The organism is Flaviaestuariibacter amylovorans, assembly GCF_039541815.1.
Taxonomy (GTDB): Bacteria; Bacteroidota; Bacteroidia; order Chitinophagales; family Chitinophagaceae; genus Flavisolibacter; species Flavisolibacter amylovorans.
This window is the reverse complement of the sequence record NZ_BAABGY010000011.1, coordinates 255,013-272,429: the sequence shown is the minus strand read 5'-3', so window position 1 is coordinate 272,429 and position 17,417 is coordinate 255,013. Positions and strand designations below refer to the sequence as shown.

14 protein-coding genes are annotated in these 17,417 nt (G+C 61.1%); 7 read left to right on the top strand and 7 right to left on the bottom strand.

The window, feature by feature from the left end; translation table 11 throughout:
- Nucleotides 1–470: 470 nt before the first annotated feature.
- Nucleotides 471–1,682: a porin gene (locus tag ABD937_RS18035; RefSeq protein WP_345257234.1), complete on the bottom strand. Its 1,212-nt coding sequence runs from the start codon at nt 1,680–1,682 to the stop codon at nt 471–473.
- A gap of 449 nt (nt 1,683–2,131) precedes the next feature.
- On the opposite strand from ABD937_RS18035, the gene ABD937_RS18030 reads away from it, so the two are divergent.
- The gene (locus tag ABD937_RS18030) at nt 2,132–5,041 is read left to right on the top strand and encodes a PAS domain-containing sensor histidine kinase (protein ID WP_345257233.1); all 2,910 of its coding nucleotides are present in this window, start codon (nt 2,132–2,134) and stop codon (nt 5,039–5,041) included.
- Nucleotides 5,042–5,466: 425 nt separating this feature from the next.
- On the opposite strand, the gene ABD937_RS18025 is transcribed toward ABD937_RS18030, so the two are convergent.
- On the bottom strand, nt 5,467–5,916 hold the full coding sequence (locus ABD937_RS18025) for a hypothetical protein (protein ID WP_345257232.1): 450 nt from the start codon (nt 5,914–5,916) through the stop codon (nt 5,467–5,469).
- Between the two features lie 304 nt (nt 5,917–6,220).
- Between ABD937_RS18025 and ABD937_RS18020 the strand changes: the two genes are divergently transcribed.
- A complete protein-coding gene (locus ABD937_RS18020) occupies nt 6,221–7,078 on the top strand; it encodes a hypothetical protein (protein WP_345257231.1) in 858 nt (285 codons plus the stop codon).
- 196 nt (nt 7,079–7,274) lie between these two features.
- On the opposite strand, the gene ABD937_RS18015 is transcribed toward ABD937_RS18020, so the two are convergent.
- Together ABD937_RS18015 and ABD937_RS18010 are read right to left on the bottom strand one after the other, a co-directional pair.
- Nucleotides 7,275–9,686, bottom strand: coding sequence for an outer membrane beta-barrel protein (locus tag ABD937_RS18015; protein WP_345257230.1), 2,412 nt, complete (start codon nt 9,684–9,686; stop codon nt 7,275–7,277).
- 403 nt (nt 9,687–10,089) lie between these two features.
- Entirely contained in the window at nt 10,090–10,314 is a 225-nt protein-coding gene (locus tag ABD937_RS18010) for a DUF3072 domain-containing protein (RefSeq protein WP_345257229.1), read from the bottom strand.
- A 185-nt stretch (nt 10,315–10,499) separates the two neighbouring features.
- On the opposite strand from ABD937_RS18010, the gene ABD937_RS18005 reads away from it, so the two are divergent.
- A complete protein-coding gene (locus ABD937_RS18005) occupies nt 10,500–10,904 on the top strand; it encodes a hypothetical protein (RefSeq protein WP_345257228.1) in 405 nt (134 codons plus the stop codon).
- Between the two features lie 218 nt (nt 10,905–11,122).
- The gene (locus tag ABD937_RS18000; RefSeq protein ID WP_345257226.1) at nt 11,123–12,979 is read left to right on the top strand and encodes a UvrD-helicase domain-containing protein; all 1,857 of its coding nucleotides are present in this window, start codon (nt 11,123–11,125) and stop codon (nt 12,977–12,979) included.
- Between the two features lie 242 nt (nt 12,980–13,221).
- On the opposite strand, the gene ABD937_RS17995 is transcribed toward ABD937_RS18000, so the two are convergent.
- A complete protein-coding gene (locus tag ABD937_RS17995) occupies nt 13,222–13,620 on the bottom strand; it encodes a DoxX family protein (RefSeq protein WP_345257225.1) in 399 nt (132 codons plus the stop codon).
- A gap of 106 nt (nt 13,621–13,726) precedes the next feature.
- Between ABD937_RS17995 and ABD937_RS17990 the strand changes: the two genes are divergently transcribed.
- Complete coding sequence (locus ABD937_RS17990; protein WP_345257224.1) at nt 13,727–14,125, top strand: winged helix-turn-helix transcriptional regulator; 399 nt, start codon at nt 13,727–13,729, stop codon at nt 14,123–14,125.
- A gap of 64 nt (nt 14,126–14,189) precedes the next feature.
- Here the strand turns inward: ABD937_RS17990 and ABD937_RS17985 are convergent, their stop codons facing one another.
- Nucleotides 14,190–14,423, bottom strand: coding sequence for a short-chain dehydrogenase (locus ABD937_RS17985; RefSeq protein ID WP_345257223.1), 234 nt, complete (start codon nt 14,421–14,423; stop codon nt 14,190–14,192).
- 468 nt (nt 14,424–14,891) lie between these two features.
- Nucleotides 14,892–15,044 (bottom strand): hypothetical protein, encoded by a 153-nt coding sequence (locus ABD937_RS17980; protein WP_345257222.1) that lies wholly within the window; start codon nt 15,042–15,044, stop codon nt 14,892–14,894.
- Between the two features lie 187 nt (nt 15,045–15,231).
- Here ABD937_RS17980 and ABD937_RS17975 point away from each other — a divergent pair, with 187 nt between their 5' ends.
- Nucleotides 15,232–16,338 (top strand): sensor histidine kinase, encoded by a 1,107-nt coding sequence (locus ABD937_RS17975; RefSeq protein ID WP_345257221.1) that lies wholly within the window; start codon nt 15,232–15,234, stop codon nt 16,336–16,338.
- Nucleotides 16,338–17,099: a LytR/AlgR family response regulator transcription factor gene (locus tag ABD937_RS17970; protein ID WP_345257220.1), complete on the top strand. Its 762-nt coding sequence runs from the start codon at nt 16,338–16,340 to the stop codon at nt 17,097–17,099. The genes ABD937_RS17975 and ABD937_RS17970 overlap by 1 nt, the downstream gene beginning before the upstream one ends.
- Nucleotides 17,100–17,417: the final 318 nt, after the last annotated feature.

Sequence of the window (17,417 nt, the reverse complement as noted above, 5' to 3'; positions counted from 1 at the left end):
GTGAAGGTAGGCTTTAAATGCCGCACGCCCTGTTAATTAAATGCAGCGTGTTGCCGCCGGGCTTCGCGGGGAGAGAAAGAACGCAGATGGTTATGATCTATACGATGAGCGCGGATACAGAGAAAAAGGCCAATGACTTCACTGTCCGGGACAAGCAGTATGATTTGTTGGTACGATGAAGCGACAGCACGGCTATGCAGCAGGCCGAACCCGCGCCGAAGGAGAGAAGGAACGCAGATTTTTATGATTGATACGATCAACGCGGATATACGAAAAACGGCCGATGTCTTCACTGTGCGAAATAAGCGGTATGATTTGTTTGTACGATAAAGTGGGCGCGTATTAGTTTGGTACGTGGTGCGTAAAAACACCAGCGCGGCGAACGATGACCAATCGTTTTCACCAATCGCCCGAATAAGCGGGATCTCTAACTCCCCTCCCTCCCGGGGAGGGGCCGGGGGTGGGGTGGGCTAAAAATTCAACTGTGCCTGCAGGCGCAGCAGGTTGCCGCGCTGCCGGTTATGCTGCTTGCGGAAATCTTCGAAGCGGCGATCGGAGATCATGTACTCGGCCACGAATTCGAAGTTCTTCATCGGCTGCCACTCCAGGCCGATCTCGAGGTCGCGCACCGTATAACTACGGGCATCGGTCTCGAACTTCTTACCGCCCGAGTAATACTGGCCGCGCACAAAGGGGAAGAAGAACTGCTTGCCCGCCTTCAGCATGTAGTGCAGGGTCACGTAGCCGCCTTCGAGGCGGCGCGTCTCGATGGAGTCCGTAACCGGGTTGAACTCGGGGCCCCGGCCCACGTTGTACTCGGCGTGGATGCCGAACGGCCGCGGGTAAAGCACGAAGGTGGCGGCCACGCGCTCGTCGGTGTACTCGCCGCCGGGGCGCACCTTTACGCCCGCCGAAAGCTGGTCGGCCGTCACCACGTAGCGGCCTGTATAGGCCTGGAGCGCCGGCTCGATGATCTGGTTGCCCACGGCAAAGGGGTAAGCCACGCGGCCCACCACGTGCAGCTGATCGTTCTGCTCGGGGCGGTTGGCGGTTTGCCCGTTGAACACACCAAAGCCCACCACGCCGTAATCGCCCGAGCCCTTATACCCCTCGCTTACGAGCTCGGAGAAGCGGTCGCGGATCTTCCGGGGCGCCCAGTAAAAGAGGGCCGCCAGGTCCCGCTCGTTGGAGAGGGCGCTGTTGAGCGCGTCGGCACGGTCGAGGGGCATGCGGTTCTGGCTCGACTGCATGTTCTCGAAGCCGAAGGGGATCTTGCTCTGCCCCAGGCGGAGGCGGTACTCGTTCTTCTTATCCAGGCCGAGGTCGATGTACATGTCGCGGATCTGCCCGATGTGCTGGGTGGTGCCCACCGAGGAGGCGAAGTCGGGCTGCACGTAGAAATACACCCGCTCGCTCACCTGTCCGAAGATGATGACCCGCATCCGCCGCACGAAGAGCCCGCCGTCCTCACCGATGGAGCGGTCGCACTGGTCGCACTTCAGCTGCGGGTTCGTCTCGAGCAGGCGGTTATAGCGCACCTGCATATAGCCGCGGATCGAGATCTTGTCGAACCACTTTGATGGCTTCTGGCCGGCGGCGCTGTCTTTCTGCGCGGTGGCGGGCAAAACCGTTGAAGCTACAAGGCCGAGGGTGCATCCGAGGGTGCGTAACAATTTGTTCATGGAAAATTAATCGCCGCAAAACTAGGCCCCGGGGCCTGCCAAAACCCGCATGAGCTTCCGGTAACAGTTAATTAATGAAAAGGTAACATGGAGCGTCCGCCCCGGTGGCCCTGATAGCCTCAGCCGCTGTTCGAGTGCATGTGCTTTCGGGAAGACCGGAATTGTCGGCCCCAAGCGGCCTTATCGCGACGGCGCTCCCGAAGCTTCGGGGTGAAAAGGGGCGAAAGCCCCGCATGCCGTGCTTGCACGGCCAGACAGGCAGAAAGATCGCTGATTCAAACAGAATATAAGGGATGCCGGCTGAGGCAATCCGTGCCCTGCACAGCCTTTCTGATCAGGGTATCTGCCTAGCCCTGGTTAAGTCTTCTCCCGGAGCGGTAGTAGTTTTACGAAGCCTTTCTGAAGGCCGCTCCGCCGGGTTTTGTACCTTTCAAGACTTTCCACATCCGATGCAAAGCCCCCTCTTTCCGTCCGCCCACCCGGATACCGCTCCCCGCTATCCCACCCCGAGCCAGCTCCAGCAGCTGTTCGACTCGTCGCCGGACGTTATCTGCTCCATCGACGGCGACGGCCGCTTCGTGCTGGTGAGCCGGGCTTCCCTGCAGGTATGGGGCTACGCGCCCGAGGAACTCATCGGCAGGGCCTATATGGACTACGTGATCCCGGAAGACCATGCCCTCACCGTTGCCGCGGCTACGGCCATCATGAGCGGCACCGATATGACCGACTTCCAGAACCGCTACCGGCGTAAGGACGGAGCCATCATCCCCATCCTCTGGTCGGCGCGCTGGGACGAAGCCGGGCAAACGATGTTCTGCATCGCCAAGGACGCCTCCGAGAAGCTCGAGAAGGAGCGCCTCCGCTCGCAGCTCGACACCGAGATCCGCCGCCAGCACCACCAGATGCAGGAGATGCTCGGGCGGATCGCCGACGGCTTCTTCTCGGTCGACCACCAATGGGTGATCCAGTATGCCAACCCGCGCGTGCAGAGCATGCTTGGCATCAACGTGGCGGATTATATCGGCCGCAACCTTTGGGAGAGCTTCCCGTCGGTGCGCGACTCCGCCTGCTACGAGCAGTACCACGAGGCCATCCGCACCCACCGGCCGGTGCATTTCGAAGTATGGCTCGACGTGTTCGGCAAATGGTTCAGCGTCGACGCACACCCCTCCTCCACCGGCCTCTCCATTTTCTTCCGCGACACCACGCAGCAAAAAGCCACCGAGGAGGAGCTGCGCCGCTCGCACGAGCGCTTCGCCCTCGCCGCCAAGAGCGACGCCATCTACGACTGGGACCTCATGACCGACGAGCTGCAGTGGGGCGATGGCCTCCACCGCATCTTCGGCTACCACCCCGACGAGCTGCGCACCACCGCCCAGTGGGAAGAAGCCCTGCACCCGGCCAACTTCGCGGAAACCACCCGCAAGCTGAGGGCAGTGCTGGCCAACGAATCCGCATCGGTATGGGAAGCCACCTACCGCCTGCGCAAAAAAGACGGCAACTACTTTATCGTGCACGAGCTCGGGCACATCGTGCGCGATGGATCGGGCGCCGCGCTGCGCATGGTAGGCAAGCTGAACGACATCACTGAGAAGCGCCGCGCCGAACTGGAGCGCCGCAGCTATGGCGAGCAGCTCCGCAACCAGCATGCCTCCATGGTGGCCGTGCTCGAGCAGATGAACGACGGCTTCATCACCACCGATCTCGAAGGCCGCATCCTCTACTGGAACAAGGAGGCCGAGCGCATGACGGGCATCCCGCGCAGCGCCGCGCTCGGACAATTGTTCCCGGAACTCTATTCCGGCTTCGAGGAATCAGAATACGCCGGCATCTTCCGCCGGCTTGCGGCCGACCCTACACCGGTGCACCGCATCATCTTTTCGCCCTTCACGCGTCGGTGGATGGAGCTGCATGCCTACGTGGCCGTGCAGAAGATCTCGGTGTTCTTCCGCGACATCTCCGAGCAGAAGCGCAGCGAGGAGGAGCTCCGGATGCTCTCGCTCATCGCCCGGCAAACCACCAATGCCGTGTCGTTGCTCGATACCGCCTTCCGCGTTACCTGGATCAACGGAGCGTATACCAAGCTGTTCGGGTTCACCGAGGAAGAAGCCCTCGGGCGCCGCACCAGCGAGCTGCTCGCCGGCCCCCGCACCGACGAAGCGCAGATGCGCGCTTTCCGCAACGCGCTTGAGGCGGGTCATGAGTTCGTGGGCGAGTTCGTGAACTACAATAAGGACGGCGCCGAGATCATCACCGAATGCAGCGCCCAGCCCGTGCACGATGCCGAAGGGGCCGTGCTGTATTACTTCATGATGATGACCGACATCACCGGCCGACGCCGCCGCGAGGAGGAGCTGCGCCTGCTCTCGATGATCGCCACCGAGATGGAAGACGGCGTCGTGATCATCACCCCCGACCGCAAAACGACCTGGGTGAACGCGGCCTTCACCCGCATGACCGGCTATACCCTCGAAGAGATGCTGGGACGTACGCCGGCCTCCGTGCTCGAAGGCCCCGCCGGCGACCCCGAGCTTCATGCCTTTATCCGTGAGCAGTACCGGAAGGCACAGCCCTTCCGCGTCGAAGTGCTCAACTACAAAAAGAACGGCGAGCCCTTCTGGTCGGAAATGCACGTGCAGCCGCTCTTCGATGCCGACGGAGCCGTGGAGCTGTATTTCAGCATCCGTAAAGACATTACCGCGCGCAAGCAGCTCGAGCAGGAGCTGGAGGAGCAGCGCAAGCGCACCACCGCCGCCGTGATCGAGGCGCAGGAGGCCGAGCGCTCGGCCGTGAGCCAGGAGCTGCACGACAACGTCAATCAGGTGCTCACCACCGTGAAGCTGTACCAGGAGCTGTGCCTTTCCGGCATCGGCGACCGCGACGAGCTCACGCAGCGCTCGATCCGCCTCCTGCAGGAATCCATCACCGCTATCCGCAGCCTGTCGAAGCGCCTCTCGGCGCCCTCGCTCGGCAAGATCCGCCTCGAGGAGTCGGTACGCGAGCTCACCGATGCGGTGGCCGCCACCGGGAAAATACAGGTGGCGCTCGACACGGAGGCCATCGAGCAGCTCGAGGTCGACGGCACCATCCACCTGGCGGTGTACCGCATTCTGCAGGAGGGACTCACCAACGTGCTCAAGCACGCGCAGGCCACGCGCGTGAGCGTCTCCTTCGGCTTTACCGGCGAACGGCTGCTGGTGCTCGTTTCCGACAACGGCTGTGGCTTCGACCCCGGCGAGCGTGGGGGTGGCATCGGCCTCTCCAACATCCGCACGCGCGTGGAGAGCCTCGCCGGCGCCGCCACCTGCGACAGCGCGCCCGGCGCGGGCTGCACGCTGCGCGTGGAGCTACCGGTGTGAGGGGATGTCAGATGTCAGAGGTGATGATGTCAGATCTACAGGGCAGTGGTGCCGGAGGGTACTCCCGCTGGCTTTGGAACACAATCGATGCCGGCACCCTAAACTTGATCCGAAGCATCGCAACGACGCATCATGATGCGTCGCATCCAATAGCGAAGTGCCTGCAACAGAGAGTACGGTTACGGTGCATCAGCGTGACGCCGGCTACCGTGAAGACGGCTCAACAGAGTCGCCTCTTACTAATAGACAAATAGACCAATCGACAGCCTCTTAGCGTCCCTTGTCACCCTGAGCTTGCCGAAGGGCCTTAGCTTCTTCTTTTCTTAGCGGTAAGAAAACTCTTCCTCTCTACTGAACGCCTTACAAGCGCGAACAAAAAAGACGCAGTGGCTGCGTCTTTCCATTTCGTATCCGTCTTTGCTTCCTTACTGCTGCGGCTGCGGCTGGAAGGAGCGCGTGTCGATGATCGGCAGGAAGGCGTGGTGCATGAAGGTACCCTTGAACATACCGAACAGGGTGCCGCGCGCCGTTGCGATCGACTGCGTGGCGAGGAGCTCGGCGAGCACCTGCGGGATCTGCAGCTGACCGTTCTCGGGATCGATGCCCACTACGGTGTCGATGTTCTCGATGCTGAAGATATTGCTCAGCACGAGGGCACCGAACACCTGCTGCTGGTCTTCGGAACGTACTTCTACGCTCACGATGACGGCCAGGAGGTTCTGCGAGAATTCGGCCTTGTGGTCGAGGTTGATGTTGAAATGGAAGTTGGCCATGGAAACCTGGGGGTTCTCAGGCACGTTGCAGGAGGCGTGGAGGATCTCCAGGCCTTTCAGCTGCAGGTTGATAGCCGTTTCGGCGGGACGTTGTTGCGACATAGGCAGCGAAGATAGGATAACCGGAAATGCCGGACAAGGCTGTGTTTGGGCAGTTTGAAGGGTGCAGTTGGGTTGCCAACAAGATGCGCCGTGCCGCTGCGCCGCCGTACTGCTGGGTAAAACAAGTATGCCGTAGGCAGGAATCCTCTGCGTGCTCCGCGCCTTGGCGTCTCCGCGAGAAACCCGCGTGCCGCTTTAGGGAAAGAGAGGCGCATGCGCCGGCCACCCTGCAAAACGTGCCCACTACCCCGCGCCGAATCCGCCCGCTTTTCGATAATTTACCGCCCTAAACCAAACACCCCTCATGGCCGAATTCCTGACCCGGTTTGAACTTGAAGAGCGCCTCAACGCCGTGTTCCTGCACGCGAAGAAGAGCATCCTCCTGCTCCTGCCCACCCTCGCGCTCGACGAGCACTTCCGCCGCCTGCTCGCCACCCACCAGCACAACCCCGAGCTCGACATCGTGATCGTATTCGGGAAGACCGAAGCCGGTGCGGCGAACGACCTCTTTGGCTACTTCCAGCAATTCAACAACCTGTCTCTTCTTTACCAGAAAGACCTGCATGCTTCTTTCTATGCCAACGAGGCCGGTGGCCTGCTCTCTTCCATCAGCCTGGCCGATACGGCCTTCCGCGGCCACATCGAATTCGGCGTATATGCCCGCAACCCCGAGCAAAGCCTGCTGGGCCTCACCACCATCAAGAACCCGCTCGGCGACAGCACCGATGCCGATGCCTGGACGAAAGCCACCGCGCTGCTCGAGTCGGCCCGCGCCGTGCTCATCCGCCGCCCCATCATCCAGAAAAAGCTGATGGGCCTGTCCACCAACTACATCGGCGCCCATACCGTGTACGACGGCACCGAGGTCTTCAGCGCCCACGGCACCGCCGCCAACAAGACCTATCACGACTTCCCGAAGATGCTGGAGCACGGCCGCGTAACGCCCACCGAGAAGCCGGCGGCGCTGGCACCCGAAGTAAAAGCGGATGCGCCCGCGACCGTAGAAATACCGTCACCTGCCCCCGAGCCCCCTGCAGCTGCCGCAGCACCCGCTCCGCCCGAAGAACCGACAGCGCCCACGCACATCCCGCCCATCAACTACGGCAAGCCCGCCGACGAGCCGAAAAGAGAACACCCCGGCGGCTTCGGCTATGGACAATAAACCGCAAATGAAAAGAGACGCACGTGTGCGTCTCTTTTTTTGTTCTTTGTTCCCTGTTCCTTGTTCAATTATTCCTTGTCCCCATGGCTAAAGCCATGGGCTGGGTATAAATCGAAAACCCACGGCTGAAGCCGTGGGCTGGTTGAGTCTACACGATTCGACATTCAACATTCCCTGTTCCTTGTTCTATTGTTCCCTACCCGTTTCCCACGCGTTGCATCTCTTCTACCTGCGTGCGCTTGCTTTGCTTGAAGGCTTTGCCGAAGCGCCACTGGAAGGCCAGCGCCACTACCCGCGTATCGCGCGACACCTTGAACCACTCGTGCACGCCCTTGAAGAACGTGTCGCCTTTGATCCATTGTGTGTGAAAGAGGTCGCGGCCGGCGAGGCGCAGGGTGCCCTGGCCCTTCAGGATCGACTTCGCAACACCCACCGACAGCTGCCCCGAAGGGTCCAGCACCTCCTGGATGTCGACCTGGCTACGCGTGATGTACTGCCCGCCAAGCTCCGCCGACCAGCCCTTGCCAAAGCGGAAGCTGTTGGTCATGTTGAGCGTGGCCTGCGTGATGCGCGCGGTATAGTCACGCTCCACGAAGCCCTCCTGGATCTTGTGCTGCACCAGCAGGCTCGTGTTGAGGCTCCACCATTTGGTTGGCGAGCGCTGCACGCCGACATTGGCGCTCAGCACCTGCAGCTTGCCGAGATTGCCCTCGGTATATACCACGAGTCCGCCGGGATCCACCGGGAACAGTTGCGCAAAGTAATCGGTAGTAATACTGTAGCCGACGCCGGTAATGAGCCAGCCCTTGTACACATGCGTGAGCTCCGTGTTCCAGCTGTATTGCGGACGGAAGTAGGGGTTGCCGCGCTGTACCGTATACGCGTTGATGATGGCGGTAAATGGATTCAGCTTTTGAAAGGGCGGGCGATCGATGCGGCGACCGGCCGAGAAGGTCCAGGTATGGCTGCTGTCGGCATTCCAGGTCACGAACAGGGTCGGGAACAGGCTGGCGTAGCTGCGCGAGAACGAAGAGTCCTTCACCTGCGCATTGCCCAGCTGGCGCGCGTCGTAGGCCGTGCCCTCGAAGCGGAGACCGCCCTGGATCGTCCATTTGCCCATGCTGTGCTCGGCGGAGCCATACAGCGCCCCGATGCGCTCGTGGTAGAGGAAGTGGTTGCTCCGCCCGAGGTCCTGGCTCCAGGGCACGCTCTCGGTACGGCGGTCGAACAGCACCTCGTTGTCGGTGCGGATATCGGACCAGCGGGCGCCGGTCTCAAGGCTCCAGCGCTTTGTGCGGGCGCTCCAGTCGACGCGGGCCGAGAGGATGCGCAGCTTGCCCGGCGCCTCGGAGCGAAGACCCTCGAAGGTACCCGTGCCCACGGCGCTGTTCTCCACGAGCTGGTCGCCGCGCATGCGGTACCACTGCCCGTCGAGGTCCACCGATAGCTGGCGCGTGGCGCTGATATTATGGCGGAGGCTGAGTCCCGCGCCGCCGTTGCGCCAGCGGTTGGCATTGCTGCCGTCGGTATGCAGCACGGCCGAATCGGCCCCGGTGCTGCCTTCCCAAAAGGCTTCGTTGCGCGAAGTGCCCTTGCGGCGCACGGTGATACCGTTGAGCGTGAGGCCGAGCGTGGTGCGCTTGTTCAGCGTATAGTCGATGGCGGTGCGCAGGCTGTGCACGGTGTTGCGGCCCCGTTGCCGGCTCGGCTGATCGTAGCGGGCCACGACCGTTTTACCGTCGGCTGCATAGTAGGTGCGCAGCGCCTCGATATCCGTATAATTACGGGCCGCGTTGAGGCTGTAGTTGGTGGAGATGCTCCAGCGGCCGCCGCGCCAGGCGAGCTGGGCGTTGTTGTTGGACTTCGGGTAGCGGCCCTGCGTGAGGGCGGTGGAGAGCGAGCCGTTGAAACCGCTTTGCTTTGTCTTTTTCGTAATGATGTTGATGACGCCCGCGCCACCCGCGGCCTCATAGCGTGCCGGCGGCTGGTCCATGAGCTCGATCTGGCTGATGCCCGAAGCGCTCATGCCCTGCAGCAGGGTGGCGAGCTCGGCGCCCGACAGGTTGGTGGCCTTGCCGTCGATGTACACGGCCACGCCGGGACGTCCCTTGAGGGCGATGCTCCCGTTGCGGTCCATCGATACACCAGGCAGGCGCTCGAGCGCTTCGGCCACCGAGGTACCCACCGCCGAGATGCTGCTCTCCAGGTTCACGATCGTCTTACCCGGCTTCTGCTCCACGAAGGGGCGCCGCGACGCCACGGTAACGCCGGCCAGGGTACCTGATGCCGGCTGCAGGCGCACCACCGGGAGGGAGGCGCCGCCAGTGGGTGTGAAGGGGGCAGAGCGGTAGGTGCTGAAGCCGGCGTGCGACACGCGCAGGAACAGCGGGGCGGCCGGCAGCCGGGGAAAGCTCACAGCGCCGCGCGCATCGGTGACGCCGACCTTGACGAGGGCCGAGTCGCGGGCCGACAGCACCTCCACGGTAGCGGCCGCCAGCGGGCCGGAGCCCTCGCGCACCTCCACGGTTACGGGGCCCTCCTGTGCCTGCACGGCACCAGCCAGGAAGAGCAGCGGCAGGAAAGCGGGTTTTCGGAAAGAAGCGTACATACCCCAAAATAAGGCAGCCGAAACGCTTCCGCCGGCCGGCATCCGGCCCAATGGTCGAAAATGACGATGAACGAGGAGGGAATGTGCTGATGTGCTAAAGTGTTAATGTGCTAATGGCGCTATCCGCCGTTGTAATTCCCTTGCCCTCTGAAGCTGGATTGACTCCACAAATAGATCAGCAAGCCGAGGACTGCCCGGTATGGGTAGCGGCCCGATGGTGTCCGTTTTCACCTGCCGGAAATAAAAAAGACGCACACCGTGCGTCTCTGGTTTTCCATGCTCTATGTTCTCTGTTCCTTATTCCCTGTTCCTTGTTCTCTGTTCCTTGTTCGGCCGGAGGAGACGCATAGGAATGCGTCTTTACTTCCTTTTTCAGCCGGGGGAGACGCCTATGAATCCGTCTTTACTTTCCTCGCCCGGTCTTGTCCTGCAGCTCGTCGATCTTCTTGGATGCCTCGGCCTTGGTGAGGTCTTCTTCGGCCTCCTCGCCGGCTTCCTGCGACAGGGTACTGAGGTAGGAGCGCTGGGCGCCGGTCATCTGCTCGTCGCCGGTGGTCCACTGGTCGGGATCCTTGATGGTATTGCTGCGCGGGGTTTCGTCGGCGCGCGGATTATTTTTCTTGTTCATATGCTTCGATTTGAAAGAAATAATACCAAGACCATACCAGAAATACTAAATTTTTTAGCATATTTGAAGCAGGAAATTCACCGGATTTTCCGGGAATAAAAACAGGAAAACGGGGTGAAAAACCTTTGGAACGGCGCAACCGGCGGCCGGAACTTCGGAGCATTCCTCATCAATCAACCGACACTATGACCGCACTGGAAGAAAAACAGGCCCTCGAGCTCCTGCCGGCGCTGAAGCGGCGCTGGGGCAGCTGGATCGCACCCGACCTGCGCTCCCTCCTCTTGTCGCAGACCGCAGATTGGGTACAGGTGGAGCTTACCTTCAACGATGCTTCCGGCAGCGACGGCCACAGCCGCTGCTTCTACCTCGATTTCATCGACGATGACAACGGGCCCCTCTTTCGCCCGCAGCACGATATCGTGGACAATGCCTGCACTTTCGTGGACCTGGACGGCATCACGCTGAGCCAGTGCTTCCACGACCTCTTCAACCCCTCCGCGGAAGCTGAGCTCGACCGCATTTACCAGGACTGGTGGCTGCGGGAGAAAGGCGCATGTGCGGATGGGGTGGCTTCGACAGGCTCAGCCTGACAAAAGACACTTATCGTCCCGAGCTTGTCGAGGGAGGGTGGATGGAGTAATGGGGTTTGGGTAATGCCCTTCGCCGGATGCGCCACCGGTAACCGCCCGCGGCAGGCATTTCCTTGGTAGTCCGCCTTTGTTGAAGGGTGCGCGTTCCGCATTGAGGTGCAGCACCCACTTACCAACGGCTCCTTTCGCTTTCCGTGCGTATACCGAAAATCCTCACTATGCCTGAGATCCGAGATCCAAAGATCCGACATGCGCAGATCCCTCGTCCTACCTTTGCCGCTCCTATGCCCGCACCCGCCTTTACGCCTACCCCCGAGCAGCAAGCCATCCTATCCGCGCCCGGCAACCTCAAGATCAACGCAGTGGCCGGCTCGGGCAAGACCACCACACTCATCCAGTATGCCGCCTCGCGCCCGGCCGGCGCAAGAATCCTCTACCTCGCCTTCAACCGCACCGTGCGCACCGAGGCAGAAGCACGATTCGCCGCCCTCGGCCTCCACAACGTGCGCGTGGAAACGGCCCACTCGCTGGCCTTCCGCCACGTGGTGCCCGCGCAGGGCTACCGCGTGCGCGCCACCGGCTACGCCACCCGCGAGCTCGCCGGCCTGCTCGGGCTCAACGCCGCCGGCGAGAAGCACGGCGCCCACATCCTCGCCAACCACGTGGGCAAGTTCGTGGCCTTCTTCTGCAACTCCGACGCGCGCCGCGTGCAGGACCTCAATTACACCGACCTCGTGCAGGAAGAAAAGGCCCGCAGCTTCGTGCGCACCCACTACGCCCAGATCGAGCACGGCACCCGCATGCTGCTCGCGAAAATGGACAAGGGCCTCATCGAGTGTACCCATGACTTCTACCTCAAGAAGTTCCAGCTCAAGGAGCCGCAGCTCGATTACGACTATATTCTTTTCGACGAGGGACAGGACGCCTCTCCCGCCATGCTCGACGTGTTCCTCCGGCAGCGTGCCACCAAGCTCATCGTCGGCGATACGCACCAGCAGATCTACGGGTGGCGCCACGCGGTCAACGCGCTCGATGGCGTCGACTTCCCGACCTATACCCTCTCCACCTCGTTCCGCTTCGGTCCGCCGATCGCGTCGCTGGCCGTATCGGTGCTTTCCTGGAAAGGCTACTTCGGCGACATGCCGCTCGTCGACATCAAAGGCGGCAGCAAGCGGGCGGCTGACGGCAAGTCCTGCGCCACCATCGCCCGCAGCAACCTGGGCCTCCTGCTGCAGGCCATCCGCTTCATCACCGACAACCGCGACGTCAAGCGTATTTACTTCGAGGGCAACATCAACTCCTACACCTATGCCGACGAGGGCGCCTCGCTGTACGATGTGCTCTACCTGTCGAACGGCAAGCACGACAAGATCCGCGACCCGCTCCTCAAAGGCATGAAAGACCTCGACGAGCTGGAGGAATACATCGAGAAGACCGAGGACGCGAGCCTCTCCACGCTGGTGGAGATCGTGAAAGAGTACGGCAACGAGATCTTTGACCTGCTGAAGTCGCTCAAGGCGAAGCATGTGGGCGACGGCGAGCGCGGCACTGCCGAAATGATCTTCTCCACCGTGCACCGCGCCAAGGGCATGGAGTACGACACCGTGCACCTCGCGGCCGACTTCTTCACCGAAGCGAAAGCGGAGCGCCTCGCGGCCGACAAGAAGGCAAACGCCGCCAGGATATTCGAAGAGATCAACCTCCTGTATGTAGCCCTCACCCGCACCAGGTACTGGCTGCATGTGCCGGAGGCGATGCTCCCGAAGAACTATACGCCCGCACCGCAGATCAAGGTAGTGGCGCCACCGCCGCCGCCGGTGGAGGCCGCCCCCAAAGCGCCGTCCTGGGACAAAGGGCGCTACCGCCGCCCGGGCAAGGAGCCCGTGTCGTTCATGGAGGAGCGCCTCGCCTATAAGAACAGCGCTGCCGCCTGGACCGCCGAAACCGACGACGAGCTGCGCAAGCTCTTTCACCGCGGGGTGTCGCTCAGCGACCTCGCGCGCCACTTCGGCCGCAACAAGGGCGCGGTGCTGTCGCGGCTGCGCAAGCTGGGCTGCCTCGGAGAGGAGATGTAAGGGATGTCAGATCTGTGATCGCGGATCGGTGATCTCAGATTTCAGATGTTTGATTTCAGATTTATGGCTGACGCACGTGGGGGATCTCAGATCTGTGATCTCGGATCTCAGATCTGTTGCTGACGCGCGATGAAGATTTGGGATGTATTACTCACACACTCATATAGATCTCAGATTTGTGATCGCTGACCTATTGTTGACGCAGGCCCGAAGATCTCAGATCTGCGATCACCGATCTGAGATCATGCAAAGCGGGTGTTGAGGCCGGTAGCTTTCCGGGGTGCGCCGCGCTGCCCCCATTTCCAGGTGCCATAGGAGGTGGCGAGAAGGGCCGCCAGTACGAACATCGGGGGCGCGAGCGGGTCGCCGGAGGCGGCGTGCGACCAGGCGGCGCCGATGAGGTTGATGGTGAAGCCGGCATAGGCCCACTCGCGGAGCGTGGCTAGGCGCGTTTGCAGGAGGGCAAGCACGCCGAGGGCTTTGGCGGTGCCCAGGATGCCGAGCAGGTAGCGGGGATAGCCCAGGTGCTGCATGCCGGCGACGAGGTCGGGGCTGGAGGAGAAGTAGAGGAAGGCGCTGAACGCCATGGCGAGCGCGAAGAGGCCGGTGGCCGCCCAATGAGCAATGCGGATCTTTTTCATAAAAAATGTTTCCACAAACCTACCGGCAGGTTGGTAACTATTTGGTACCAGTATACCTTTGTATACCGGTTTACCAGAAGTAACCGGTATACCGGAGGAAACCATCATGGCAAAAGCAAAAGCACCCGTCATGCCCGAAACGCACAACCCTAAAGAATGCACCCAGCGCCTGCTGCCGGTGCGCGACGCGCTCGACGTGCTGAGCGGCAAATGGAAGATCCCGATCATCATCGGCCTCACCTTCGGGCATATCCGCTTCCGCGAGCTGCACCGCAAGATCGAGGGCATCTCGCCCAAGATGCTCTCCAAGGAGCTGAAGGAGCTCGAGGAGCATGGGCTCGTGTCGCGCACCGTGTATGATACCCTGCCCATAACGGTGGAATACGAGCTCACCGAACATGGCCGCACGATGCAGCCGCTGGTAGAACAGCTCTACCAGTGGGGACTGAAGCACCGGGAATACGTGATGAAGGGCGCCCGCAGGAAGACGCCGCGCCCCGCCTGATGTAAAAAGGCCACCCGGGAGGGCAGCCTTTTGTATCATGCGTCCGGCCGGGCCGGCAGGTTTGCTAGAATTCTTCTTTCAGCAGGCTCAGCTTCTGGAAGTCGGAGCCGTGGAAGATGCGCGACAAGTTCATGTCTTTCGACTTCTTATACGCGTCGAAGTTCGTGCGGGTCACGATACGCCAGAAGTTCTTCGAACTCAGGTCGCCGAAATCGCGGTCCTTGATGAACAGGCCATAGATGGCGTCGCGCTTTTTGAAGGAGATCTTTACATAGCTGTCGTTGGGGTGTTTGGACAAGAATGTCTGTATTTCTTCGTTTGTCATATTCGGAGCTTATTGTTTAGGACACCTGAAGAACAGGGCCGGAAGGGGCTAAAGCTAAGCAATCCACCCAGTTTTGATGCTTTAGATCCTGTTAAAATACGGCACTCCGCTCGTTTCCAGCGGAAAATACCTTATTCATGACCCTTTTTTCCGGACCATTTCACCCGGAAAAGGGGCCGGTTCCCGTCGTCAAGGGTGGTACTTGCCCCCCAGGAAGCAGCCGCCGGACACGCAGCTTTGGCCCGGAAAAGACATTCCCACACCCTTGCTCCGGCCCTACCCTTCCCCCGAAAACCCGGAGCCTGCCGCCCCGGTTCCGGAACGCCCTCATCGGTCCCGCTACCCAATAGAACAGTACCCACAACACCCCACTCCCCCATTCTCCCATTACCCCATTCTCCCATTACCCCATTAAAAAAGCAGCCTCCCGGCTGCTTTTCCTCATGCTTTCTTGCACTCTTTCTTCTGGGTGCATTTCTTGGAGCACTCGGTCTTGTCTTTCTTTTTGTCCTTCTTACCGGGATCGTTCTGGACGGCGGCAACGGAGGCGAGGGCCATGCCCGCGGCGAGGAGGGAGAGGGTGATCTTTTTCATGACGATTAATTTTTCCGAAAGTAGCGGCCCCGGTATTGCCGCCCGCACCCTGCCTGACGAAGCGTGCGCCCGCCGGGTAAAGCGTGACCGTCGGCGCCCCCTCTCCGGACGAAGCGTGCCCGGGGCGGGTGAGCCGTGTGCCGCCCCCTGCGCGGTTTGCGCCGGCCGGACTACTTTTGCAGGTATCATGGCACACCAGGAGATCAGCACCATCTATCGCCGCTTCCGCAACGGGCTCCTCCTGTTCTGGGTGCTCTTTGCCGCCTCCAACCTGCTGCAGCAATATGTTGCCCGCACCTACCTCGTGCCCAACCAGTGGTGCGAATACATGCCCTCGGTATGGCGCTTCACCCTCTGGACCATCGTATCGGTGTACCTGCTCCGCTACATCCTGCTGGTCAGGAAAGACATCCCGCGCTTCGACACGGCCTTCGTGCTGAAGGAGTGCGGTCTCGCCTTTTGCTTTTTCGCGCTTTCCTACGTGGTGGAAACAGGCGTTTCCTTCCTTTACATGGAGCAAACCTGCCGCCTCAGCGGCGCCGCCCAGGCCAATAACCATGAGCGCTTTCTCCGCCTCGTCACCAACGCCTATCTTACCCGCCTCAACTACTACCTGCTGGTGTATATCGCCATCAAGGGCTTTGCCTACTTCCTGCGCGCGCAGCATGAGCGCAAGCAAAGGGAGCTGGAGCAATCGAGGTTGCTGGCCGAGCTCAACGAGCTGAAGCTGCAGTTCCTCAACATGCAGATCCGCCCGCACTTCCTCTTCAACGCCCACCACGCCATCATCTCCCTCATCGAGCAGGGCGAGGTGAAGCAGGCGTCGTCCATGCTCGTGCGCCTCAGCACCCTGCTGCGCAACGTGCTGCAATACAGCAACCGCAACAGCATCACCCTGCAGGAGGAGCTCGACAACCTGCGCAACTACGTGCAGCTGCAGCAGCTCCGCTTCGGCGAAGGCATCGACGTCCGCTTCGACGTCGACGCTGAATGCGGCGGCTTTGCCGTGCCGCCCCTCCTGCTGCAACCCGTGGTGGAGAACGCCTTCCACCATGCCTTCAGCAACCGCGAGGAAGGCCTCCTCGAGATCGCCGTCAGCCGCGACGGCGAAGGCTGCCGCATCTCCATCCGCGACGACGGCCACGGCTTCGCACCGAAGGCCGGCGGCGAGCCCCGCATCGGCCTCTCCAACGTACACAAGCGTATCCTGAATTATTACGGCAGCAACGCCCGCTTCTCGATCTGCGCGCGCCCCGTTGCCGGCACCGAAGCCACCTTTATACTTCCTGCCTGATGGAAAAGCTGACCTGCATCCTGGTAGACGACGAACTGCATGCGCGGCGCCTGCTGCGCAAGTACATCGAGAGCGACGGCTCCTTCGAGCTGCTGGGCGAGTTCGCGAATGCCGACAGCGCCCTCGAAGCCCTGCCCCGCCTGCAGCCGCAGGTACTCTTTCTCGACGTGCAGATGCCCGGCAAAAGCGGCATTGAGCTACTGGCCGCACTCGACGAGCCGGATGCCTTCCTCGTCGTCTTCACCACTGCCTACGATCAGTATGCGCTGCATGCCTTCGAGGCGAGCGCCGTCGACTACCTGCTGAAGCCGTTCGACGAGGAGCGCTTCGCGCAGGCGGCAGCGCGGCTGCGGCGCATGCATGCCGGCCGCACCGATGCGCCCGTGCAGCGCTTGCTGGAGCAGTATCCCGCGGCGAAACCCTCGGGCCCGCTGGAACGCATCACCTGCCGCAGCGGCCCGCGCCTCCGCATCATCAACGTGAAAGACATCTACTACATTGAGGCGGCGGGCAATTACTGCAAGGCCGTCACCGCCGAGGGCGCACACCTGCTAGGCTGCTCCATCTCCGAGGTGCAGAAAAAGCTCGACCCGGCGCGCTTCGTGCGCATCCACCGCTCCACCATCGTGCACACCGAATACATCGCTGGCATCGAGGCCCACTTCAACGGCGAATACAAGCTCGAGCTCCGCAACCGCGCTGCCCTCAAGGTGAGCCGCTCCTACAAGGAGGAGTTCAACCACGCGATGGGACTATTGTAGCAATGTGCTAATGGGGTAATGGGGTAATGATAGAGAAGGAACGCGGCCCCGAGGCTTCGGGGTTGTATGATACATACGATCGGCGCCGATGCGCTTTTCTTTCGTTACTTCCGCTGCTGCTGACTCTTCTATAAGATAGGTGGTACGATGGAACCCGCCTCTTCATCTCCGCCGAAGAGGAGAATGCTCTCGACTCGCATTTCTACCGGCGATCTTCGCTCAAACGATAATTTTCAGCGTTCTATGTACCAACGTGCTTGCATTATAAAATGTACCCGTGCAAATACGAACATCATCAGCCATTCTGAATGGCAAAGC